Raw genomic sequence first — 22,472 nt, 5'->3', positions numbered from 1 at the left:
ACTGGCTTGGCGGTAATTAACTTACCACTAAGCTACTTACTTGCAAGTGGCTTAGTTGCCATCGAGGAGGAGAGAAGGGAACACTGGAGCCATGGACACGCAGAGCCCCGCCCACGACGCCGTCGACGCCATCACCGACCAGTGGGCGGCCGTCCGCCCCGACCTGGACACCGTCCCCATGGCGGTCTTCGGGCGGATCTACCGGCTGGCCAACGCCATGCGCGGCAAGGTGGACAAGGCGTACGCGCCCTACGGCATGGCGCTCGGGGAGTTCGACGTGCTCGCGACGCTGCGTCGCTCCGGGGAGCCGTACACGCTCTCACCGCGCGAGCTGACCGCCACGCTGATGATCACCACCGGTGGGATGACGGGCCGGCTCGACAAGCTGGAGAAGGCCGGGCTGCTCACCCGCAGCCCCGACCCGACCGACCGGCGCGGGCTGCGGGTCACCCTCAGCGAGCGCGGCAAGGAGCTGGCGGACCAGGCCGTCGGGGCCGGGCTCGCGGAACAGCGGGCCGCCCTGGAGGGCGCGCTCAGCGAGGAGGAGGCGGACCAGCTGGCCGGGCTGCTGCGCAGGCTGCTCGCGAGCACGGGGTGACGGGCCGGCTCGGGCGACGGGCCGGCTCGCGTGACGGCCGGCATCGTGGGACGGGGCGGGCCGGCTCGCGTGACGGCCGGCATCGTGCGACGGGGCGGGCCGGCTCGCGTGATGGCCGGCATCGTGGGACGGGGCGGGCCGTCACCGTCTCAGGGCCGCACGCACGCGAGGGCGCCGCGCGGTACGTCGTACCGTGCGGCGCCCTCGGCGGAGCGTACGAGGAGGCGGTCAGGCCTTCTTGGACTTGTCGAGCACCATCACCAGGCCGGCGATCACCAGGAACAGCACCAGCGGGGCGACCACGAACAGACCGAGGGTCTCGATGACCTCCAGCTTGGGGGCCGGGTCGTCGCCGTCGTCGCGGGTGAGAGCGAGCGCGGGGGACGACATGAGCAGCATCATCAGCGTCGTACCGGCCGCGAGCGAGCCGGCGCGCAGAGCGTTCTTCTTGTCCACGGTGCAAACGTAGCGAACACCTAAACGGGCCGCGCGTCCGGGGGTGCCGTACGGGCGCCCGCGGCCGTACGAGCGTGCAGTTCGCGCAGCAGGGCGTGCGCCCGGGGGGAGGCGGCCAGCCGCTCCAGGGTGAGCGGCTGCCCGTCCGGTGCCGCGAGCGGCAGCCGCCAGTTGGGGTACTCGTCCCAGGTGCCCGGCAGGTTCTGCGGTCTGCGGTCCCCCACCGCGTCCGGCAGCCACACCCCCACCATGCGAGCCGGGGTGCCCAGCAGGAACCGGTGGACGGCCCTGATCTCGGATTCCTCGTCCCCGGGACCCTCCGGGAGCAGCCCGAGGCGCTGGAACATGCCCAGCCACTCGGCGGTGTCGGCCCGGTCCGTCGCCCGCTCGCGCTCCAGGTCCCCGGCGAGCAGGCCGAGCCGGTGGCGCAGTGTGACGTGGTCGCCGGAGAGCCGGGCGGCCGTCGGCGGCAGGTCGTGGGTGGTGGCCGTGGCCACGCACTCGGCGCGCCACTCGGCCGGGGGCAGCGGGCGGCCGGTGCCCGCCCAGTCCCGCTCGAACCAGAGCACGGACGTGCCGAACACCCCGCTGCGGGCCAGCTCCTCCCGTACGCCGGGTTCGACCGTGCCGAGGTCCTCGCCGATCACGAGGGCCCCCGCGCGATGGGCTTCGAGGACGAGGACGGCGAGCATCGCCTCGGCGTCGTACCGGACATATGTGCCCTGGGTGGGCTCGTGGCCCTCCGGCACCCACCACAGCCGGAACAGACCCATCACATGGTCGATGCGCAGCGCGCCCGCGTGACGCAGGAGTTCCTGGAGGAGCCCCCGGTACGGGGCGTAGCCCGAGGCGGCGAGGGCGTCGGGGCGCCACGGGGGCAGGCCCCAGTCCTGGCCGCGGGAGTTGAAGGCGTCGGGCGGCGCGCCGACCGACATGCCGGCCGCGAAGGCCTCCTGCTGGGCCCAGGCGTCGGAGCCCTCCGGGTGGACGCCGACGGCCAGGTCGTGGACGATCCCGACCTCCATCCCGGCCTCGCGGGCGGCTTCGGCGGCGGCGGCCAGCTGCCGGTCCGTCAGCCAGGCGAGCCGGCAGTGGAAGTCGACCCGGGTGGCGAGGGCGGGGTCGTCGCACACGGCGGCCTCGGCCGCGCGCGGCTCGCGCAGCTCCTCGGGCCATTCCCGCCAGTGGTGACCGTGCCGCTCGGCGAGGGCCTGGTAGGTGGCATGGTCCTCCAGGGCGCGGCCCCGCGCGGCGAGGAAGTCGTGGAAGTCGGCGCGCCGGCCGGGGCCGAGCTCCACGCTCTCGACGACTAGCTCCAGGGCCCGCCGCTTGAGCTCCCACACCGCGTCCCGGTCGATCGCCGCGCCCTTGCCGAGGACCCGCTCGCGCAGCTCGGCCGCCTCGGCGAGGATCCGGTCGAGTTCCTCGCGGTGCTCGGGGCCGACCAGGGCGTACTCGGGGATCTCCTCGATCCGGAGATGGACGGGGTCGGGGAAGCGGCGTGAGGAGGGGCGGTACGGGGACGGGTCGCTGGGCGCGCCGGGCACGCCCGCGTGGAGCGGGTTGACCTGGACGAAACCGGCGCCGTGGACGCGGCCCGCCCAGGTGACGAGTTCCCGCAGGTCGCCGAGGTCGCCCATGCCCCAGGAGCGGTGCGAGAGCAGCGAGTAGAGCTGGACGAGGAGCCCGTACGCGCGGTGCTCGGGGCCGGGCACGCGCGCGGGGCTCACGATCAGGGTGCTGGTGGCGGTGCGCCCGTCGGGGGCCTGCGCCTCGACCGTGTGGACGCCGAGGGGCAGCCGCTCCCAGTCCTGGCCGGTGACGACGGCGCCGTCCTCGGTGGTGACCCGGAGCAAGGTGCCGGGCGGCAGGTCGCCGGGCGGGTGCGTGGGCGACTCGCCGGGCGGGTGCAGGGGCGACTCGCCGCGCCGCAGGACGAGCGTCGGGGGCAGCAGGCGCTCCCGGTCGGCCCGGTCCGCCGCGTCGAGAGCGGCGGTGACCGCTTCCGGCGTGGTCGCGTCGACGCCGAGGGCGCCGAGGACGGCCACGACGGTCGCGTCCGGCACGGGCACGGTGACACCTTCGGAGGGGCTGTACGCGGTGGCGACGCCGTGACGGGCGGCGAGACGGGCCAGGGTCACTTCACACTCCGGGGGACTCCGTGCCGCCCGCGCTGCCGGGGGCGGTGGGTTCGCTGGTGAGGGGGGCCGCCTCGGTCAGGGGCGGTTCGCTGGTGAGGGGTTCGGCGTCGGGCAGGGGCGGTTCGCTGGTCAGCGGTTCGCCGGTACGGGCCGGCTGCTCCGGCATCCGTATCCGTCCGAGGTGGTGGGGGGTGGTGATCACGGGGGTCTCCCGGGTTTCGTCTCGACAGGTGGGACCAGGGGTAACGACTGAGGCCTACCCACCGCACCTCGTTTTACCGGCGGAAAGTGAGGGAGAGACGTCACCTCGCCGACGGCTCGCCGGGCAAAGGCGACACATCGGCCACGCACATTGACACCTCAGTGCGACGGGTGGTGGGCTCGTGACCCACTCGTGACCAACCGGCGGAGCGGCCGGCCCCGCCGAAGGGAGACCCCGTGCACCTCGGGCGCAGGAAGCGCACCGCGACGGCCGTGGCCGCCGCCGTCATCGGCGGCCTCCTCGGCGGCGTGGCCCCGGGCCCGGCCCAGGCGGCCCCGAGGGGACCACTGGCGCCGGCCGTGCCGCTCGCTCCGGTGGACCCGTCGGCCGCCTCGCCCGACCGCGCGCCCGCCGCCCTCCCCGCCGTCTGGCCCCGGCCGCAGTCCCTGGCCGCCGCCGGGCCCTCCGTACGTCTCGGGGACGACGTGACGCTGGTCGCGGACGGCGACGCCGATCCGTACGCCCTCGCCGCGCTGCGCGAGCTGCTGCGGGCCGCGGGGGTACGGACCGTCCACAGCGGGCTCCCGGGCCGCGGGCCCGTCCTCCGGGCCTCGGGACCCTCGGGCGAGGCCGCAGGGCAGGCGCTGGCCGCCCTGCGCGTCCCCGACCGGATCGATCTGCCGCACGGCGGCTACCGGCTCGCCACGGGCCGCCTCCAGGGCCGGGACACCGTCGTCCTCGACGGCGTGGGCGAGGACGGCCTGTTCCACGCCGTGCAGACACTGCGTCAGCTCGTCGGAACCGGCCGGGAGGTCCCCGGGGTCGTCGTGCGCGACTGGCCGGGCACCGCCGAGCGCGGGATCACCGAGGGCTTCTACGGCCGCCCCTGGACCGCGGAGCAGCGGCTCGCCCAGATCGACTTCCTCGGCCGGACCAAGCAGAACCGCTATCTGTACGCGCCCGGCGACGACCCGTACCGCGGGGTGCAGTGGCGCGAGCCCTACCCGGCCGCCCAGCAGGCCGAGTTCCGCGCGCTCGCCGAACGGGCCCGCGCCAACCGCGTGACGCTCGGCTGGGCGGTGGCGCCCGCCCAGTCCATGTGCCTGTCGTCGGCCGCCGACATGAAGGCGCTGACCGGGAAGCTCGACGCCATGTGGGAGCTCGGGGTGCGCGCCTTCCAGCTCCAGTTCCAGGACGCCTCGTACGACGAGTGGCACTGCGACCGGGACGCCGACACCTTCGGCCGCGGCCCCGAGTCCGCTGCCGCCGCCCACGCGCGCGTGGCGAACACGGTCGCCCGCCACCTCGCCGAACGGCACCCGGGCACCGAGCCGCTGACCGTGATGCCGACGGAGTACTACCAGGACGGCGCGACCGCGTACCGCACGAAGCTCGCCGAGACCCTCGACGCGGACGTGCGGGTGGCGTGGACGGGCGTCGGGGTCGTGCCGCGCACCATCACCGGCGGCGAACTGGCCGGGGCCCGCGGCGCCCTGCGCCACCCGCTGGTCACCATGGACAACTACCCGGTCAACGACTACGCGCAGGACCGGCTGTTCCTCGGCCCCGCCACGGGCCGGGAGCCGGGCGTGGCCGCCGGCTCCGCCGCCTTCCTCGCCCTCGCCATGGAGCAGCCCGCGGCATCCCGCATCCCGCTCTTCACCGCCGCCGACTACGCCTGGAACCCGCGCGGCTACCGGCCCCAGGAGTCCTGGCGCGCGGCCGTCGACGACCTCGCGGGCCCGGAGCCGGCCGCCCGCGAGGCGCTGCGGGCGCTCGCGGGGAACGGCGCCTCTTCGGTCCTCGACCCGGCGGGCGAGTCGGCCTACCTGAAGCCGCTCCTGGCCGCGTTCTGGTCCTCCCGGACGGGCGGCGACGGCAAGGCGCGGCAGGCGGAGCAGCGGGCCGCGCGGGAACTGCGGGCCGCGTTCACCGTCATGCGCGAGGCGCCGGGGCGGCTCGCCGGCACCGCCGACGGCACCCTCGACGACGAGACCGGCCCCTGGCTGGACCAGCTCTCCCGGTACGGCCTGGCGGGCGAGACGGCCGTCGACATGCTCCTCGCCCAGACGGCCGGTGACGGGGAGGCGGCCTGGCGGGCCCAGCTGCGCCTCGAAACGCTGCGGAAGGACCTGAAGGCGAGCCGGGTGACGGTCGGCGCGGGGGTGCTCGACCCGTTCCTCACGCGCGCGGTGGACCGGGCCGCGGCCTGGACCGGCGCCGACCGGACCCCCGCGGCCACCGCCGACCGCGACACCGGCTCGTACACCGTGCGGCTGGACCGGGCGCGGCCCGTGGAGGCCCTGACGGTGATGACCGAGCCGGCGGTGACGGCCGAGCCGGACGCGGCGGGCGCGGACCGCGCCGGGAGCACGCACGCGCGTGTGGAGGCGTACGTCCCGGGCGAGGGCTGGCGGTCGCTCGGCCCGCTGTCGGCGTCCGGCTGGACGCAGACCGGGCTCAAGGGGCTGACGGCCGAGGCGCTTCGGGTGGTGTGGAGCGGCGAGGGCCCGGCTCCCGAGGTGCGCTCCCTCGTGCCGTGGTTCGCCGACGGTCCGCGGGCGGGCCTCGACCTGGCCCGTACGGAGACGGACGCGGAGATCGGCGGCCCGGCCCAGCGGGTGGACGTGGAGCTGTCGGGCCTGCGCGCCGGCGAGGTGCGCGGGCCGCTGACAGCGAAGGCGCCGAAGGGGATCACGGTCCGCCTGCCGAAGCAGGCGGCGGTGGAGCGCGGCGCGCGGACGACCGTGCCCCTCGAGGTGTCGGTGGCGCCGGGCACCCCCGCGGGCGCGTACCGGGTGCCGGTGTCCTTCGCGGGCGAGGAGCGGGTCCTGACGGTACGGGCGTTTCCCCGTACGGCGGGCCCGGACCTGGCGCGGACGGCGACGGTCTCCTCCTCGGGCGACGAGACGGCGGACTTCCCCGCGTCCTCGGCGGCGGACGGCGATCCGGCGACCCGCTGGTCCTCTCCGGCGGAGGACGGCGCCTGGTGGCAGCTGGAGCTGCCGGAGCCAGCCCGGATAGGGCAGGTGGTGCTGCACTGGCAGGACGCGTACGCCTCCCGCTACCGGGTCCAGGTCTCGGCCGACGGGCGCGTCTGGCGGACGGCGGCGACGGTCACGGAGGGCCGGGGCGGCCGGGAGTCGGTCCGGATGGACGCGGCGGACACGCGCTTCCTGCGGGTGCAGGGGGAGAAGCGGGCGACCGAGTACGGCTACTCGCTGTGGTCGGTGGAGACCTACGCCGTGGCGCAGGAACCGGCGAAGCCGTCGCCGCCGGAGAAGCAGCCGAGCGCGCCGGAGGGGCAGCCGGGCACGTCGGAGAAGCAGCCGGACGCTCAGGCAGGTACCCCGGAGAAGCCGGACGTCGCGTCGGGCACGCCGGAGGAGCGGCCCGCCCCCTGAGGGGTGCGCCGCTCCCGAGCCGCGCGGCCCCCGCGTACGGGAAAGGTCCCGGTCCGAACCCGACCGGCCCCCGGTCCCCCGTACGCGAAAGGCCCGGCTCAACCCGTCGTCAGCGCCCTCACGGGGGCGTCGGCGACGGAGTCGATCCGGGCCATCACGTCCTCGGCGCCGTACGGCGTGAGGTACGGCAGCCAGCGGGGGTCCCGGTGTCCGGTCCCGATGATCCGCCAGGCCAGGCCGGTCGGCGGGGCCGGCTGGTGGCGCAGCCTCCAGCCGATCTCACGCAGGTGCCGGTCGGCCTTGACGTGGTTGCAGCGGCGGCAGGCCGCCACCACGTTGTCCCAGGCGTGCGTGCCCCCGCGGCTGCGCGGGATGACGTGGTCGACGCTGGTCGCGACGGCCCCGCAGTACATGCAGCGCCCGCCGTCACGGGCGAAGAGGGCTCTGCGGGTCAAGGGAACGGGCCCCCGGTAAGGGACCCGCACGAAGCGTTTCAGTCGCACCACGCTGGGCGCGGGGACGACTTGGGTCTCGCTGTGCAGGAAGGCGCCGGATTCCTCGAGGCAGAGAGCCTTGTTCTCCAGTACGAGGACGAGTGCGCGGCGGAGCGGTACGACGCCGAGCGGCTCGTACGACGCGTTGAGGACCAGGACATGCGGCACGGATGCCTCCTATGACGCCGGCGGCGCGTGGCTCGCGCCGGGACGAACTGCTCTCAGTCTCTCCTCATGCCTGGTCGGAACGCCACCACGTATCAGGACCGGGGTGACGGGCCGGGGGGTGTTCTCGACCACATCGGCATGTCTTTCCTCTCCTCTCTGCCCGGGTGAGGTCCGTCTCTCCCTCGAACAGGACGACGGGTCCATGCCTGGCGCCCCGTTACTGTGGATGACTTGCGTACACGATGCCTGGAGGTCTTCCGTGTCCTGGTCCGCCCTGGCGGCTGCCACCGAGCCCGAACCCCTTCCGACGACCTTGGACGAGGCGGCGGAGAAGGCGACGAGCGCGGCGAGCTGGGTGGAGCAGAACTGGTCCACCTGGCTGAACACCGGGTTGCGGATCCTGCTGATCCTGGTCGTCGCGCTGCTGCTCCGGATGGCCGTCCGGCGCGCCCTGACGAAGCTGATCGAGCGGATGAACCGTTCGGCGCAGGCCGTGGAGGGCACGGCCCTCGGCGGTCTCCTCGTCAACACCGAGCGGCGGCGGCAGCGCTCGGAGGCGATCGGCTCGGTGCTGCGGTCGGTGGCGTCGTTCGTGATCCTGGGCACGGCCGGACTGATGATCCTCGGCGCGTTCAAGATCGATCTGGCGCCGCTGCTCGCCTCGGCCGGTGTGGCCGGTGTGGCGATCGGTTTCGGCGCGCGGAACCTCGTGACGGACTTCCTGTCGGGTGTCTTCATGATCCTGGAGGACCAGTACGGCGTCGGTGACTCGGTCGACGCGGGCGTGGCCTCCGGCGAGGTCGTCGAGGTGGGTCTGCGGGTGACCAAGCTGCGCGGTGTGGACGGCGAGATCTGGTACGTGCGCAACGGCGAGATCAAGCGGATAGGGAACCTGAGCCAGGGCTGGGCGACGGCGGGTGTCGACGTCACGGTCCGGCCGACGGAGGACCTGGACAAGGTGCGCTCCGTGATCATCGAGGCGGCGGAGGCCATGGCGAAGGAAGAGCCGTGGAACGAGCGCCTGTGGGGTCCGGTGGAGGTGCTCGGTCTGAACGAGGTGCTCCTGGACTCGATGACCGTCAGCATCTCGGCGAAGACGATGCCGGGCAAGGCGCTGAGTGTGGAGCGCGAGCTGCGCTGGCGGATCAAGAAGGGCCTGGACGAGGCCGGCATCCGGATCGTGGGCGGGCTTCCGGCGCAGGCCGAGGAGGCGGCGGCCGATCCGACCGCGGGCATGGCGGCGCCGTCGGCGTTCTCCTCGGCGACCTCGCCGCAGTCGGCGGCGGCTACCCCGCTGCCGAGGACTGACCTCAACAAGTAGGAAGCCGGTCTCCTCCCGGCCCGGCGTACGGGCTGACGGGCGCCCCCGTGGGTAACACTTCTGTTGCCTTCGGGGGCGTCTCGCGTTCCCGGGTATTGACGCCCCGGCGACGGTCGCCTTACCTTCCTCCCATCAAATAGGAAACTTTCCTAACAGTGTGCTGGAAGGCAGGTGCGACCGACATGGCCGGTACGGCCCCGGGAACCCCCGGTACACCGCGCGTACTGCGCGCCATGAACGACCGCGCCGCCCTGGACCTGCTCCTGGAGCACGGCCCGCTCTCCCGCACCCGGATCGGCAAGCTCACCGGCCTGTCCAAGCCGACCGCCTCCCAGCTGCTCGCCCGCCTCGAAGCGGCCGGGCTCGTCGTCGCCACCGGCACCACCGAAGGCCGGCCAGGACCCAACGCCCAGCTCTACACGGTGAACGCGCGGGCCGCGTACGCCGCCGGGCTCGACGTCAACCAGTACCGCGTCCACGCCGCCGTCGCCGACATCACCGGCGAGATCGTCGGCGAGTACGAGCTCCGCACCCCCGGCCGCTCCTCCGGCCGCGCCCCCTCCGGCGTCGTCCGCCAGGTCACCGACGCCCTCGACGGGGCCGTCAAGGCGGCCGGCGTCACCCGCGAGGAGGTCCGGCGCCTGGTCATCGGCACCCCCGGCGCCTTCGACCCGGCCACCGGGCGCCTGCGGTACGCCTCCCACCTGCCCGGCTGGCACTCCCCCACGCTCCTGGAGGAGCTGGCCGCCGTCCTGCCCATGCCGTTCGAGTACGAGAACGACGTCAACCTCGTCGCCGTCGCCGAACAGCGCGTGGGCGCCGCCCGCGGCCACGACGACTTCGCCCTGCTGTGGAACGAGGAGGGCCTCGGCGCCGCCCTCGTCCTCGGCGGACGGCTCCACCGCGGCTTCACCGGCGGCGCCGGCGAGGTCGGCTTCCTGCCCGTACCCGGCACCCCGCTCGTACGGCAGGTCACCAAGGCCAACTCCGGCGGCTACCAGGAACTCGCCGGCGTCCAGGCCGTACCCCGGATCGCCCGCGCCCTCGGGATCGAGACGCCCGAGCAGCCGTACGTCCCGGTCGCGTCCTCCCTGCTCAGCCACGCCGCCGAGGCCCACGGCGAGGACGCCAGGTACGCGGAGCTGCTCGACCGGTACGCCGAGCGGGTCGCCACCGGGCTCGCGTCGATCGTCGCCGTCCTCGACCCCGAGCTGATCGTGCTCTCCGGTGACGTCTTCGTCGCCGGCGGCGAACCCCTGCGCGCCCGCGTGCAGTCCGAACTCGCCGACCTCGCCGCCTCCCGGCCACGGCTCGTCCTCAGCGCCGTACCCGTGCGGCCCGTCCTGCGCGGCGCCCTCGAAAGCGCCCTCGCCACCACGCGCGACGAGGTCTTCGACACCTCGCGCTGACCCACTCGCTCCGTCCTTCCGCCGTAAGCCCTTCGCCACAGGGAGACACCACCATGCCCGTACGCCCCCGCAGAGCCGCCGTCGCGCTCGCCGCCACCGTCTCGATCGCCCTCTTCGCCTCCGCCTGTACCGGCTCCGCGAACAACGCGGCCTCCGACGACCCCAAGGCCGAGACCACCATCACCTTCTGGCACGGCTGGTCGGCGCCGTCCGAGGTCAAGGCCATCAAGGACAACGTCGCCCGGTTCGAGAAGGCCCACCCGAACATCAAGGTGAAGGTCGTCGGCGACATCAACGACGCCAAGCTCGGCCAGGCGCTGCGCGCGGGCGGTTCCAACGGGCCGGACGTGGCCGCCTCCTTCACCACGTCCAACATCGGCAAGTTCTGCCACACCGGCGCCCTCGCGGACCTGAAGCCCTTCCTGGAGAAGGACAAGGTCGACCTCGACAAGACCTTCTCGAAGGTCCTCCAGGACTACACCCAGTTCGAGGGCAAGCGCTGCGCGCTGCCACTGCTCTCCGACGCGTACGGGCTCTACTACAACAAGGACGCCTTCCGGAAGGCCGGTCTCGACCCGGAGGCCCCGCCGAAGACCTGGTCGGAGTTCGCGACGGTCGCGAAGAAGCTGACCAAGGAGAAGGGCGACAGCTACGAGCAGCTCGGCTTCATGCCGAACTACCTCGGCTACGAGACCACCCCGAGCCACTACATGTCGCAGTGGGACCACACGTACTTCGACGAGAGCGGCAAGTCGCTCCTCGCCGAGGACCCCGGCTTCGCCGAGATGCTGACCTACCAGAAGTCGCTGGTCGACGGCCTGGGCGGGTTCAAGAAGCTGGACAAGTACCGCACCACCTTCGGTGACGAGTGGGGCGCCAAGCACCCCTTCCACACCGGCCAGGTCGCCATGCAGCTGGACGGCGAGTGGCGGCTCAACTTCATCAAGGACGCCGGCGTGAAGCTCGACGTCGGTGTCGCGCCGCTGCCCGTCGCCGACGACGAGGTCGCCGAGTACGGCAAGGGCTACCTCTCCGGCACGATCATCGGCATCGCGCCGCAGAGCAAGAAGCAGAACGCGGCCTGGGAACTCGTCAAGTACATGACGATGAACACCGAGGCCGTGGTGAACTTCGCCAACGACATCGGCAACGTCCCCTCCACCCTGGAGGCGCTGAAGTCGCCGAACCTGAAGTTCGACGCGCGCTTCAAGACCTTCCTGGACATCGCCCAGCACCCGCAGTCCACCACCTCCGACGGCGCGGTGAACGGCTCCACGTACCAGGACACCTTCCAGGACTTCGCCCAGAAGTACGAGAGGGGCCAGGTCCCGGACCTGAAGAAGGGTCTCGCGGAGACGGCCGCCCAGATCGACCGCGACATCGCGCAGGCGAAGTAAGGCCCGGGACCGGTATCTCATGTCCGACACCCTCGCCGGGCGTCAGGCGGCGCTGCGGTCGAAGCGCGTGCGCAACGCGCTTCGTACCGCGGCGTTCATGTCGCCCTGGCTGATCGGCTTCAGCGTCTTCTTCGCGTACCCGCTCGTCTCGACCGTCTACTTCTCCTTCATGAAGTACGACGGGCTCAACCCGCCGACCTGGCGGGGCCTGGAGAACTGGGCCTACGTCTTCTCCGACCTGCCGAAGTTCTGGCCGGCGATGCAGAACACCCTCTGGCTCGCGGTCGTCATGGTCGCCTGCCGGGTCGTGTTCGGCCTCGGCATCGGGCTGCTCATCACCAAGATAAAGACCGGCGCCGGAATCTTCCGGACCCTGTTCTACCTGCCGTACCTGGCACCGCCGGTCGCCGCGACGCTCGCCTTCGTCTTCCTGCTCAACCCGGGCACAGGACCGGTCAACTCGCTCCTGGAGGCCGTCGGGATCCCCGCGCCCTCCTGGTTCAACGACACCGCGTGGGCCAAGCCGGCCCTGACCGTCCTCGCCGTGTGGGGCGTCGGGGACCTCATGGTCATCTTCATGGCCGCGCTGCTCGACGTGCCGAAGGAGCAGTACGAGGCGGCGGAGCTGGACGGGGCCTCGGCCTGGCAGCGCTTCCGCTACGTCACCCTGCCGAACATCTCGCCGATCATCCTCTTCGCGGTGGTCACCGGGATCATCGGCGCGATGCAGTACTACACCCAGCCGATCGTGGCGGCGAAGGTCGCCTCGGGCGTGATGGGCGGCTCCGGCCAGACCTTCGAACCGGGCCATCCCGACGACTCCACGCTCACGCTGCCGCAGCTGGTCTACGACCTCGGCTTCGGCCGCTTCGACTACGGCGCGGCCAGCGTCGTGGCCCTCGTCCTGTTCGCCCTCTCCATGGCCTTCACGGCGCTGCTCATGCGCCGGCGGGGCGGCCTGATCGGCTCGGGTGACTGATCCATGACCTCCGTAAACCCCGTATCGACGCTCGACCGTCCCGTGCGCGGGGCGACCGCCGGAGCCGCCGAGAAGACGGCCCGCCGCAGGGCGCTCCTGCACTGGATCGCCGTGCACTCCCTCGGCATAGCCGCGGCCCTGTTCTTCGTGCTGCCGTTCGTCTTCGTCTTCCTGACGTCCCTGATGAGCGACCAGCAGGCACTCACCCCCGACCTCACGCCGAACAGCTGGCACTGGGACAACTACGTCCGGGTCTTCGAGACCCCGGGCTTCCTGGACTGGTGGAAGAACTCCCTGCTGTACGCGGGACTCGGCACCGTCCTCGTCGTGGTGTCCTCGATACCCGTGGCGTACGCGCTCGCCAAGTTCCGCTTCCGCGGCCGGCATCTGTCGCTGCTGCTCGTCATCTCGATGATGATGCTGCCGCCGCAGGTCGTCATCATCCCGATGTACCTGTTCTGGGCCAAGCAGATGGACCTCTCCGGCACCCTGTGGCCGCTGATCATCCCGATGGCCTTCGGCGACGCCTTCGCGATCTTCCTGCTGCGCCAGTTCCTCCTGACCATCCCGAACGAGTACATCGAGGCGGCGAGGATCGACGGGTGCGGCGAACTGCGCACCCTGCTCAAGGTCGTGCTGCCGATGGCGAAGCCCGGCATCGCCGCCGTCGCGCTGTTCCAGTTCTTCTACTGCTGGAACGACTACTTCGGACCACAGATCTACACCTCGGAGAACCCGGCGGCGTACACGCTGAGTTACGGCCTGGAGTCCTTCAAGGGCGCGCACCACACCGACTGGAATCTGACCATGGCCGCGACCGTGCTGGTCATGGCCCCCGTGATCCTCGTCTTCTTCTTCGCCCAGAAGGCGTTCGTCGAGGGAGTCACACTGACCGGAGTGAAGGGCTGATACGCGATATGAAGCTCGCTGTCGTGGGGGGCGGTTCCACCTACACCCCCGAACTGATCGACGGATTCGCGCGGCTGCGCGACACCCTGCCCATCACCGAACTCGTCCTCGTCGACCCCGCCGCCGAGCGGCTCGAGCTTGTCGGCGGTCTCGCCCGGCGGATCTTCGCCAAGCAGGACCACGCGGGGCGGATCGTCACCACCACCGACCTCGACGCCGGGGTCGAGGGCGCCGACGCCGTCCTGCTCCAGCTGCGGGTCGGCGGGCAGGCCGCCCGCCAACAGGACGAGACCTGGCCGCTGGAGTGCGGCTGCGTCGGCCAGGAGACCACCGGCGCCGGCGGTCTCGCCAAGGCGCTGCGCACGGTCCCCGTGGTCCTGGACATCGCGGAGCGGGTCCGGCGCGCCAACCCGGACGCCTGGATCATCGACTTCACCAACCCCGTCGGCATCGTCACGCGCGCGTTGCTCCAGGCCGGGCACAAGGCCGTCGGCCTCTGCAACGTGGCCATCGGCTTCCAGCGCAAGTTCGCGAAGCTCCTCGGCGTGGCCCCGTCCGAGATCCACCTGGACCACGTCGGGCTCAACCACCTGACCTGGGAGACGGCGGTACGGATCGGGGGGCCCGAGGGCGAGAACGCGCTGCCCCGGCTGCTCGCCGAGCACGGCGACGCGGTCGCCGACGACCTGCGGCTTCCGCGCCCGGTCCTCGACCGGCTCGGCGTCGTCCCCTCGTACTACCTGCGCTACTTCTACGCGCACGACGAGGTGGTACGGGAGCTCGGCACGAAGCCCTCGCGGGCCGCCGAGGTCGCCGCGATGGAGAAGGAACTCCTGGACATGTACGGGGACCCGGCGCTCGACGAGAAGCCGGCGCTGCTCGGCAAGCGCGGGGGCGCCTTCTACTCGGAGGCGGCCGTGGACCTGGCCGCGTCCCTCCTGGGCGGCGGGGGTTCGCCGTACCAGGTGGTGAACACGTACAACAACGGCACGCTGCCGTTCCTGCCGGACGACGCCGTCATCGAGACGCAGGCCGCGGTGGGCGCCCAGGGCGCCTCGCCGCTGCCGGTCGCGCCGGTGGACCCGCTGTACGCAGGACTGATCGCGAACGTCACGGCCTACGAGGACCTGGCCCTCGAGGCAGCGCTGCGCGGGGGCCGCGACCGGGTGTTCAAGGCGCTGCTCGCGCACCCGCTGGTGGGTCAGTACGCGTACGCCGACGGGCTCACCGACCGGCTCATCGCGCACAACCGGGAGCACCTCGCGTGGGCCTGACCGGAGCCGTGCTCGCCATCGACGCCGGCAACAGCAAGACCGACGTCGCGGTCCTCGGCGCGGACGGCACCGTCCTCGGCGCGGCCCGCGGCGGCGGGTTCCAGCCGCCCCTGGTGGGGGTGGTGGCGGCGGTCGACGCGCTGGCGGAGATCGTCGGCAGGGCGAGCGCCGAGGCCGGCGGACCGGCCGGGTTCGCCCATGTGTCGGCCTGTCTCGCCAACGCCGACCTGCCCGTCGAGGAGGCCGCGCTCCAGGCCGAACTCCTCGGCAGGGGCTGGAGCCGGTCCGTACGGGTGCACAACGACACCTTCGCGATCCTGCGGGCGGGGCTCGACGAGCCGCGCGGTGTGGCGGTGGTGTGCGGGGCCGGGATCAACTGCGTCGGGATGACCCCGGACGGGCGGACCGCGCGCTTCCCCGCGATCGGGAAGCTCTCCGGGGACTGGGGCGGCGGCAGCGGTCTCGCCGAGGAGGCGATCTGGTTCGCGGCGCGCGCCGAGGACGGGCGCGGCGAGCCGACCGAGCTGGCGCGGGCGCTGCCGGCGCACTTCGGTCTGGAGACGATGTACGAGCTGATCGAGGCGCTGCACCTGGGTCGGGTGCCGTTCGTGCGGCGGCACGAGCTGACGCCCGTGCTGTTCCGGGTGAGCGCGGCCGGGGACCCGGTCGCCCTTTCCCTCGTGCACCGGCTCGCCGAGGAGGTCGTCGCCCTGTCGGCGGTCGCCCTGGGGCGGCTCGGCCTGCTCGACGAGGAGGCTCCGGTGATGCTGGGCGGCAGCGTGCTCGCCGCGCGGCACCCGCAGTTGGAGCGGCGGATCCTCGAACTCCTCGCGGAGCGGGCGCCGAAGGCCGTCGTCGGCTTCGTGACGGCGCCGCCGGTCCTCGGGGCGGGGCTGCTCGCCCTGGACGAGACGGCGGCGGGCCCGGAGGCTGCGGCCCGGCTGCGGGGGCACTACGGGGCCTGAACGGGGCGGGCGGCGGGGCGTTCCTTCTTCTCGGAGGGGCGCCCCGCAGGCATGTTCACCTGTTCGAGCGACGTCCCGAACGGAACCGATCACGGGCCGGGGACGTATTCAGAGTGAGGGGGTGGTGGGGTGGTCGTGGGGTGGTCACGGGGTGGTCATGGGGCGGGTGGTCCTGAGGTCGCCCTGAGGGGGTTCGCCCGCGGGTGTGCCGGAGGCATACGGCAGGATAAGAACAAGATCGAGTCAATACCGGTGTGCGGACGGCCCCCTGAGGCCATACTGCTGGCCGGGCCGACGTCAGCGACCGAGGGGGAGGTCAAGTGACACACCCGCCGAACGTGCCCGCCGCCTCGGCGGCGCGGGGCACGGCGCCCGCGCCCGCACGCCCGGTCGGCGTGCCCGCGCAGCCGTCGTCCCCGCAGCCGTCGTCCACGCAGTCGCCCGCGCCCGGCGCCGCCCCGCCCGCGGGGCGCGGAGCGCTCGCCGTCGGACGGGAGCGGCTGCGGGTCGCCGCGACGACCGAGCCCGGCCGGCTCCAGATCCTCGGCGCCGTCCTCGCGCTGCTCGTCGTCGCGTTCGGGGCCGTCACCGCCCTCCAGGTCGACGACCGGGCCACCGCCGCCGACGACGTCGTCAGCCGCAGCCAGCCGCTGTCCGCCGACGCCGCCGCGATCTACCGCTCCCTCGCCGACGCCGACACCACCGCCGCCAGCGGCTTCCTCGCGGGCACCCTGGAGCCCGCGGACTCCCGCGCGCGGTACGACCGGGACATCGCGACCGCCGCCCGGCTCCTCGTCAAGGCCGCCTCGGCCACCACCGGTTCGAGCGAGTCGGCCCGTGAGATCGCCACCCTCAACCAGCAACTCCCCCGCTACACGGGCCTGATCGAGCGCGCGCGGGCGGCCAACCGGCAGGGCCTCCCCCTGGGCGGGGCCTATCTGCGGTACGCCAACCAGCAGATGACCAGCACCCTGCTGCCCGCCGCCGAGCGGCTGTACGCGGCGGAGACGGTACGGCTCCAGGAGGACGACGAGTCGGCCCGCACCTGGCCGTTCCTCGCCCTCGGGCTCGGCGTCCTCACCCTCGCCGCCCTCGTCTGGGCCCAGCGCCGCAACTACGTCAGGACGCACCGGGTCTTCAACCACGGCCTGCTCGCCGCCACCGCCGCCACGGTCGTCGTCGTGATCTGGCTCCTCGCCGCGCACACGGTCGCGCGCAGCGGCCTCGACAGCGCGCGGGCGCACGGGCAGGAGTCCCTCCAGGTCCTCAACACCGCCCGGATCAGCTCGCTCACGGCCCGCGCCAACGAGAACCTGACCCTGGTCGCCCGGGGCGCCGTCCTCACCGAGGACGGCAAGAACGACAGGTACGAGGCCGAGTACACGGCGAGCATGGACGCCCTGACGACCGCGCTCGCCACCGCGCGCGAGCGGGCCGACGACGACGCGGGCCGGGGCCCGGTCGACGAGGCCGCCTCCCACACGGCCGAGTGGCAGAAGCGCCACAAGGACGCCCGCGCGAAGGACGAGGCCGGTGACTTCGACGGCGCGCTGGGCCGGATCGTCGGCTCCAAGGAGTCGGACCGGTCGACGGGGCAGTCCTTCGACCAGGTCGACGCGGCCCTGGAGCGGGCCCTCGCGCACGAGCAGACCGAGTTCACCCGCTCCGCGGGCGACGCCAGGGACGCGCTGACGGCGCTGCCCCTGGGCGCGGCGGCCCTCGGCATCCTGGGCGCGGCGGGCGCCGTGCTCGGCATCAACCGCAGACTGTCGGAGTACCGGTGAGAGGGGGCGGGATGCCGAGCGGCACGTACCCGCTGGTGCGGCGGACGGCGCAGCGGTTCCGGGGCTGGGGCGGGGTGGCCGCCATGGCCGTGGCCTGCGGGCTCACCGCCTCGCTCACCCTGCTTCCGCTGACCCACGACGGCGGCGACGCGGCGGCCACCTCCGGAACCCACGGGGCCGGGCCGGGCGTCGGCACGGGGATCCAGGTCAAGGCGGACACCTGTGAGAATCCGGCGGCGTCCCTGCGGCCCTCGACGGCCGACGGCCCGTCGATCCAGGCGATCAAGGCCCGCGGGAAGCTGATCGTGGGCGTCGACCAGTCCAGCTACCGCTGGGGCTACCGGAACCCGGAGAAGGGCACCCTGGAGGGCTTCGACATCGATCTGGCCCGTGCCATCGCGCGGGACATCCTGGGCGACGAGAACGCCGTCATCTTCCGGGCGATCCCGACGAACCAGCGGATCGCCGCCCTGGACGGCGGCAAGGTCGACCTCGTCGTGCGCACGATGACGATCAACTGCAAGCGGATCCAGCAGGTCGCCTTCTCCACCGCCTACTTCCAGGCCGGGCAGCAGGTCCTCGCACCCAAGCTCGCCGAGGACATCACCGGCTACGACTCCTCGCTGGAGGGCAAGCGGATCTGCACCGCCGAGGGCTCCACCGCCTACGAGGCCCTGGAGGAGAAGTCCTTCGGCGCGCTCTTCAAGGACGAGGGCGACGGCACCAAGGACGACAAGGACCTGCTGACCGTCCCCAACCAGCTGGACTGCCTGGCCAGGCTCCAGCTGGGCGAGGTCGACGCCGTCGTCACCGACAACGCCCTCGCGGCCGGCCAGGCCGCCCAGGATCCCGCGGTCGAGCTGAAGGGCCGGCCGTTCACCACCGAGTTCTACGGGGTGGCCGCCAAGCTCGGCAACGACGACCTGGTCCGCCGGGTCAACCAGGTCCTCGTGAACTACCGGCAGGGCCCCTGGCAGCAGGCGTACAAGGACTGGCTGGAGAAGGACCTGCCCGGTATAACCGGCCCGCCCACTCCGCTGTACAAGTAGCCCCGCCCCGCACGAGAGCCCGGTACACGGAGAGGAAGAGGTGATCGATGGGCGTCACGGGACCCCCTGGGCCGGTGATGGACCGGGACGAGGTGGACCGTGCGCTGGCGCGGCTCGGCGCCGAGCACAAGGCGGTCGAGGACTCGCTCTTCGCGCTCCAGGACCACGCGGGCCGCAGACTGCTCGAAGGGGCCGAGCTGACCGGGACGACCCGGGACCGCTGGGCCGCCACCGAGCGGACCATCACCCTGCTCTGGACCTGCTTCGACGTGTACACCGGCGCCCTGCGGGACGCCCGCGAGGTGCGCGCCCGGCGGCGCTGGCCCGGCCGTGACGAGCTGGTGGAGCTGACCGACCGGTTGCGCGGCGAGAGCGTGCTCGTCGCGGGCGGGGCGGGTGAACAGGGGCTGCTCTCCGAGCGGTTCACCCTGGAGGGCCTCGTCCGGCGGATGAACGAGCTGTACGCGTCCTCGCTGGACCTGGTGGTCACCGCCGACGCCGTCTGGTCGGCGCTGCCCGCCCGGATAGACCTGCTCGCCGCCGAGCTGCGCCGTACCCGCTCGCTCGCCCACTCAGTCGGCGTGCGGCCCGGGGAGCACCCGGCCGGGGACGACCTCGACGACATCACGGCCGAGCTGACCCGGCTGCGCTCCCAGGTGGTGACCGATCCGCTGGCCTTCTGGCGCCCCGCGGCGGGCAGTTCGGCGCCCGGCGGCGGCCGGCCCGACACCGAGCGGTACGACAGGGCGGCCCTGGCCCTCGAGGACGTCCGGCGGGAGATCGAGGCGGTGCTCGCGGTCCGGCAGGACTCAGAGGACCGGCTGCTCCGGCTGCGTGACGTGCTCTCGCGGGCGGACCGTACGCTCGCCGAGGCGCGGGCCGCGCGCGGCGAGGTCCTCGCGAAGATCGCCGCCTCCGAGGTCCCGGCCGTCAGCGGGCCGCCGACCGTGCTCCAGGAGCGGCTCGCCGCCGCCGCGGAGTACCGCAGGCACGCCCAGTGGCACCGGCTCTCCCCGCTTCTGGAGTCCCTGGAGCGGGAGGCAGAGGACGAACTGCTCCGGGCCCGCGAGTCGCTGACCGCCGTCACGGCGCCGCTCGCGGTCCGGGCCGAACTGCGCGGCCGGCTCGACGCGTACAAGGCGAAGGTGGCACGGCTCGGCGCGGCGGAGGACCCGCTGCTCGTGGAGCGGTACGACGCGGCCCGGCGGATGCTGTGGAGCGCGCCCTGCGATCTGCGGGTCGCGGAACAGGCCGTGCTGCGCTACCAGCAGGCGGCGGCGGACGTACTGTCCGGCCCGAGAGACGCGGGAGGACGACAGTGAGCGGGGAGACGGGCGTGGGGAGCTGTCAGCGTCCTTCGTGCGAGGGTTCGTACGAGGACATGGGAGGCGGCGAGCTGTACTGCGACACCTGCGGCCTCGCGCCGGTGGTCGCCCCCGGAGGGCTGATCGGCTCGACGCCGACGGGGATGGCCGTGCCCGGCAAGGGCACGGGCAGGGGTACGGCTTCTGGTACGGGTCCGGGGTCGGGAGCAGGGGTCGGCGGGGCGGACTCCAGCTCCTCGCGGAGCAGTTCGCGGGCCTCCTCGCGGGCGTCCTCGCGCTCCTCGACCTCCCGGCGTTCGGTCTCCGGGCGGCTCTCGCGTTCGCTCTCCGGGCCCTCCGCGTCCCGCTCGGTGTCGGTGCGCAGCTCGGGCTCGTCGACCGGCCAGTCCGCCAGGAACCGGCTGGGCGCGGGCCTGGTGTCGATCCCGGAGGTGCCGCGCCCCGACCCGCGGGGCGCGGTGATGGAGAACCCCGAGGTCCCCGAGCGGAAGCGATTCTGCTCCCGCTCCGACTGCGGTGGGCCCGTGGGGCGTTCGCGGGGCGACCGGCCGGGGCGTACGGAGGGTTTCTGCACCAAGTGCGGGCACCCGTACTCCTTCGTGCCGAAGCTGCGCGGCGGGGACATCGTGCACGGCCAGTACGAGGTGGCGGGCTGTCTCGCGCACGGCGGTCTCGGCTGGGTCTACCTCGCCGTCGACCGGGCCGTGTCGGACCGGTGGGTCGTCCTCAAGGGCCTCCTCGACACCGGCGACCAGGACGCCATGGCCGCCGCGATCTCCGAGCGCCGCTTCCTCGCCGAGATCGAGCACTCCAACATCGTCCGCATCTACAACTTCGTCGAGCACCTCGACCAGCGCACCGGCTCCCTGGACGGCTACATCGTCATGGAGTACGTCGGCGGCAAGTCGCTCAAGGAGATCGCCAACGACCGGCGCACCCCGGACGGCCGGCGCGATCCGCTGCCGGTCGAGCAGGCCTGCGCGTACGGGATCGAGGCCCTGGAGGCGCTCGGGCACCTGCACAGCCGGAACCTGCTGTACTGCGACTTCAAGGTCGACAACGCCATCCAGACCGAGGACCAGCTGAAGCTGATCGACATGGGCGCGGTCCGGCGGATGGACGACGACGAGTCCGCGATCTACGGCACGGTCGGCTACCAGGCGCCGGAGGTGGCCGAGGTCGGCCCGTCGGTGGCGAGCGACCTGTACACGGTGGCGCGCACGCTCGCCGTGATGACCTTCGACTTCCAGGGCTACACGAACGTCTTCGTGGACTCGCTGCCCGAGCCGGACAACATCGCGGTCTTCCGGACGTACGAGTCGTTCTACCGCTTCCTGGTCCGTGCCACCGACCCGGACCCGGCGCGCCGGTTCGCCTCCGCGCAGGAGATGGCGGAGCAGCTGACGGGTGTGTTGCGGGAGGTGGTGGCGCTCCAGTCGGGACGGCCCCGTCCCGCGCTCTCGACGCTGTTCGGCACGGAGGTCCGCGTCACGGACACGACGCTCTTCGCCGAGCTGACGGAGGACGTGTCGCTGCTGGGGGCCCGGAGGACGGGCCGCGGGCGGCGGACGCCGGCGGCTGCCGGGGCCGGGGTCGCCGGGGCCGCGCCCGGTGCCGTTCCGGGTGCGGCGCCGACCGTCGGGGGCGCCGCACCCGGGCTAGGGGAGTTGCTCGCGGCGCTCGACACGCCCGCCACCGCGCTCGCGCTGCCCGTGCCCCGGGTCGACCCGGGCGACCCCAACGCCGGCTTCCTCGCCGGTCTCGCCGCCGCCGCTCCGGGTGAGCTGCTCGGCGCGCTCCACGCCGCGCCCGTCCACTCCGCCGAGCTGTGGCTGCGCACCCTGCGGGCGCAGCTGGAGCTGGGCGACCTGGCATCGGCCGTACAGACCCTCGCCGGGATCGAGGAGCGGGACCCGGACGACTGGCGGGTCGTCTGGTACCGGGGCGTCACCTCCCTGGTGACCGGCGACCACCAGCACGCGGCGCTCGCCTTCGACGCGATCTACGACGCCTTCCCCGGGGAGCCGGCGCCGAAGCTGGCCCTCGGGATCTGCGCCGAGGTGCTCGGCCAGCTGGACAACGCCGCCGAGTACTACCGCCTGGTGTGGGCCACCGACCCCAGCTTCGTCAGCGCGGCCTTCGGCCTCGCCCGGGTGCAGCTCGCGGCGGGGGACCGTACCGGTGCCGTCGCGACGCTGGAATCCGTACCGGAGGCCTCGATCCACTACACGGCGGCCCGCGTCGCGACCGTACGGGCGCGGCTGCGGCGGCGCCCGGCGTGGGAGCCGATCGGCGCCGATCTGACGGCGTCGGCGGCGCAGGTCTCCGCGCTCCAGGGCTTCGGTCTCGACGCGGTGCGCCGGGAGCAGTTGTCGGCGGAGGTCCTCGGAGCGGCCCTCGACTGGGTACTCTCCGGTAGTCCCGGTGCGGAACCGGGCGGCGGGGCTCTGCTGCTCGGAAGTGAACTGGACGAGCGCGGACTGCGCTTCGGCCTCGAACGCTCGTACCGGGTACTTGCCCGGCTCGCCCAGCGGGGCGAGGAGAGGATCGAACTGGTGGAGCGGGCCAACCGCTTCCGCCCCCGGACGTGGGTGTGA

At 73.2% G+C, this 22,472-nt stretch carries 17 protein-coding genes; 13 read left to right on the top strand and 4 right to left on the bottom strand.

Annotated features, from left to right (window positions below):
* Window positions 1–91 precede the first annotated feature (91 nt).
* Window positions 92–598 carry a MarR family winged helix-turn-helix transcriptional regulator gene (locus ACIRB7_RS06625; protein WP_403593272.1) on the top strand — a complete coding sequence of 169 codons (507 nt, stop codon included), beginning with the start codon at window positions 92–94 and terminating at the stop codon, window positions 596–598.
* 228 nt (window positions 599–826) lie between these two features.
* On the opposite strand, the gene ACIRB7_RS06620 is transcribed toward ACIRB7_RS06625, so the two are convergent.
* Genes ACIRB7_RS06620 through ACIRB7_RS06610 form a run of 3 tightly spaced genes read right to left on the bottom strand, consistent with a single transcriptional unit; the run spans window position 827 to window position 3,394 of the window.
* Window positions 827–1,054, bottom strand: a complete 228-nt coding sequence (locus ACIRB7_RS06620; protein ID WP_351209892.1) for a hypothetical protein — start codon at window positions 1,052–1,054, stop codon at window positions 827–829.
* A gap of 20 nt (window positions 1,055–1,074) precedes the next feature.
* Entirely contained in the window at window positions 1,075–3,195 is a 2,121-nt protein-coding gene (malQ, locus tag ACIRB7_RS06615) for a 4-alpha-glucanotransferase (RefSeq protein WP_403593269.1), read from the bottom strand.
* A gap of 1 nt (window position 3,196) precedes the next feature.
* On the bottom strand, window positions 3,197–3,394 hold the full coding sequence (locus ACIRB7_RS06610) for a hypothetical protein (RefSeq protein ID WP_403594370.1): 198 nt from the start codon (window positions 3,392–3,394) through the stop codon (window positions 3,197–3,199).
* 239 nt (window positions 3,395–3,633) lie between these two features.
* Here ACIRB7_RS06610 and ACIRB7_RS06605 point away from each other — a divergent pair, with 239 nt between their 5' ends.
* A complete protein-coding gene (locus ACIRB7_RS06605; RefSeq protein ID WP_403593267.1) occupies window positions 3,634–6,801 on the top strand; it encodes a beta-N-acetylglucosaminidase domain-containing protein in 3,168 nt (1,055 codons plus the stop codon).
* A 98-nt stretch (window positions 6,802–6,899) separates the two neighbouring features.
* Here ACIRB7_RS06605 and ACIRB7_RS06600 read toward each other — a convergent pair whose 3' ends face one another.
* Entirely contained in the window at window positions 6,900–7,463 is a 564-nt protein-coding gene (locus ACIRB7_RS06600; RefSeq protein ID WP_351209886.1) for an HNH endonuclease, read from the bottom strand.
* 259 nt (window positions 7,464–7,722) lie between these two features.
* Between ACIRB7_RS06600 and ACIRB7_RS06595 the strand changes: the two genes are divergently transcribed.
* The 11 genes from ACIRB7_RS06595 to ACIRB7_RS06545 all read left to right on the top strand — a co-directional run bounded on the left by ACIRB7_RS06595 (window position 7,723) and on the right by ACIRB7_RS06545 (window position 22,472).
* Window positions 7,723–8,784 carry a mechanosensitive ion channel family protein gene (locus ACIRB7_RS06595; RefSeq protein WP_403593263.1) on the top strand — a complete coding sequence of 354 codons (1,062 nt, stop codon included), beginning with the start codon at window positions 7,723–7,725 and terminating at the stop codon, window positions 8,782–8,784.
* Between the two features lie 182 nt (window positions 8,785–8,966).
* Entirely contained in the window at window positions 8,967–10,193 is a 1,227-nt protein-coding gene (locus tag ACIRB7_RS06590) for an ROK family transcriptional regulator (protein ID WP_403593260.1), read from the top strand.
* 53 nt (window positions 10,194–10,246) lie between these two features.
* Window positions 10,247–11,590, top strand: a complete 1,344-nt coding sequence (locus ACIRB7_RS06585) for an ABC transporter substrate-binding protein (RefSeq protein WP_403593257.1) — start codon at window positions 10,247–10,249, stop codon at window positions 11,588–11,590.
* A 19-nt stretch (window positions 11,591–11,609) separates the two neighbouring features.
* Window positions 11,610–12,569, top strand: coding sequence for a carbohydrate ABC transporter permease (locus tag ACIRB7_RS06580; protein WP_403593254.1), 960 nt, complete (start codon window positions 11,610–11,612; stop codon window positions 12,567–12,569).
* A gap of 3 nt (window positions 12,570–12,572) precedes the next feature.
* Window positions 12,573–13,478 (top strand): carbohydrate ABC transporter permease, encoded by a 906-nt coding sequence (locus tag ACIRB7_RS06575; RefSeq protein WP_403593251.1) that lies wholly within the window; start codon window positions 12,573–12,575, stop codon window positions 13,476–13,478.
* Between the two features lie 8 nt (window positions 13,479–13,486).
* Window positions 13,487–14,752 carry a 6-phospho-beta-glucosidase gene (locus ACIRB7_RS06570; RefSeq protein WP_403593248.1) on the top strand — a complete coding sequence of 422 codons (1,266 nt, stop codon included), beginning with the start codon at window positions 13,487–13,489 and terminating at the stop codon, window positions 14,750–14,752.
* Window positions 14,743–15,717 carry an N-acetylglucosamine kinase gene (locus ACIRB7_RS06565; protein ID WP_403593245.1) on the top strand — a complete coding sequence of 325 codons (975 nt, stop codon included), beginning with the start codon at window positions 14,743–14,745 and terminating at the stop codon, window positions 15,715–15,717. The genes ACIRB7_RS06570 and ACIRB7_RS06565 overlap by 10 nt, the downstream gene beginning before the upstream one ends.
* 320 nt (window positions 15,718–16,037) lie before the next feature.
* The gene (locus ACIRB7_RS06560; RefSeq protein WP_403593242.1) at window positions 16,038–17,501 is read left to right on the top strand and encodes a hypothetical protein; all 1,464 of its coding nucleotides are present in this window, start codon (window positions 16,038–16,040) and stop codon (window positions 17,499–17,501) included.
* An 11-nt stretch (window positions 17,502–17,512) separates the two neighbouring features.
* Window positions 17,513–18,550: a glutamate ABC transporter substrate-binding protein gene (locus ACIRB7_RS06555; protein ID WP_403593240.1), complete on the top strand. Its 1,038-nt coding sequence runs from the start codon at window positions 17,513–17,515 to the stop codon at window positions 18,548–18,550.
* Between the two features lie 47 nt (window positions 18,551–18,597).
* Complete coding sequence (locus ACIRB7_RS06550; RefSeq protein ID WP_403593237.1) at window positions 18,598–19,872, top strand: hypothetical protein; 1,275 nt, start codon at window positions 18,598–18,600, stop codon at window positions 19,870–19,872.
* Between the two features lie 59 nt (window positions 19,873–19,931).
* A complete protein-coding gene (locus ACIRB7_RS06545; protein ID WP_403594368.1) occupies window positions 19,932–22,472 on the top strand; it encodes a tetratricopeptide repeat protein in 2,541 nt (846 codons plus the stop codon).

This window comes from Streptomyces sp. NPDC093795, from assembly GCF_044764665.1.
In the GTDB taxonomy this organism is placed as follows: Bacteria; Actinomycetota; Actinomycetes; order Streptomycetales; family Streptomycetaceae; genus Streptomyces.
The sequence above is the reverse complement of the archived record's forward strand: the minus strand, read 5'-3'. Positions and strand labels throughout refer to the sequence as shown.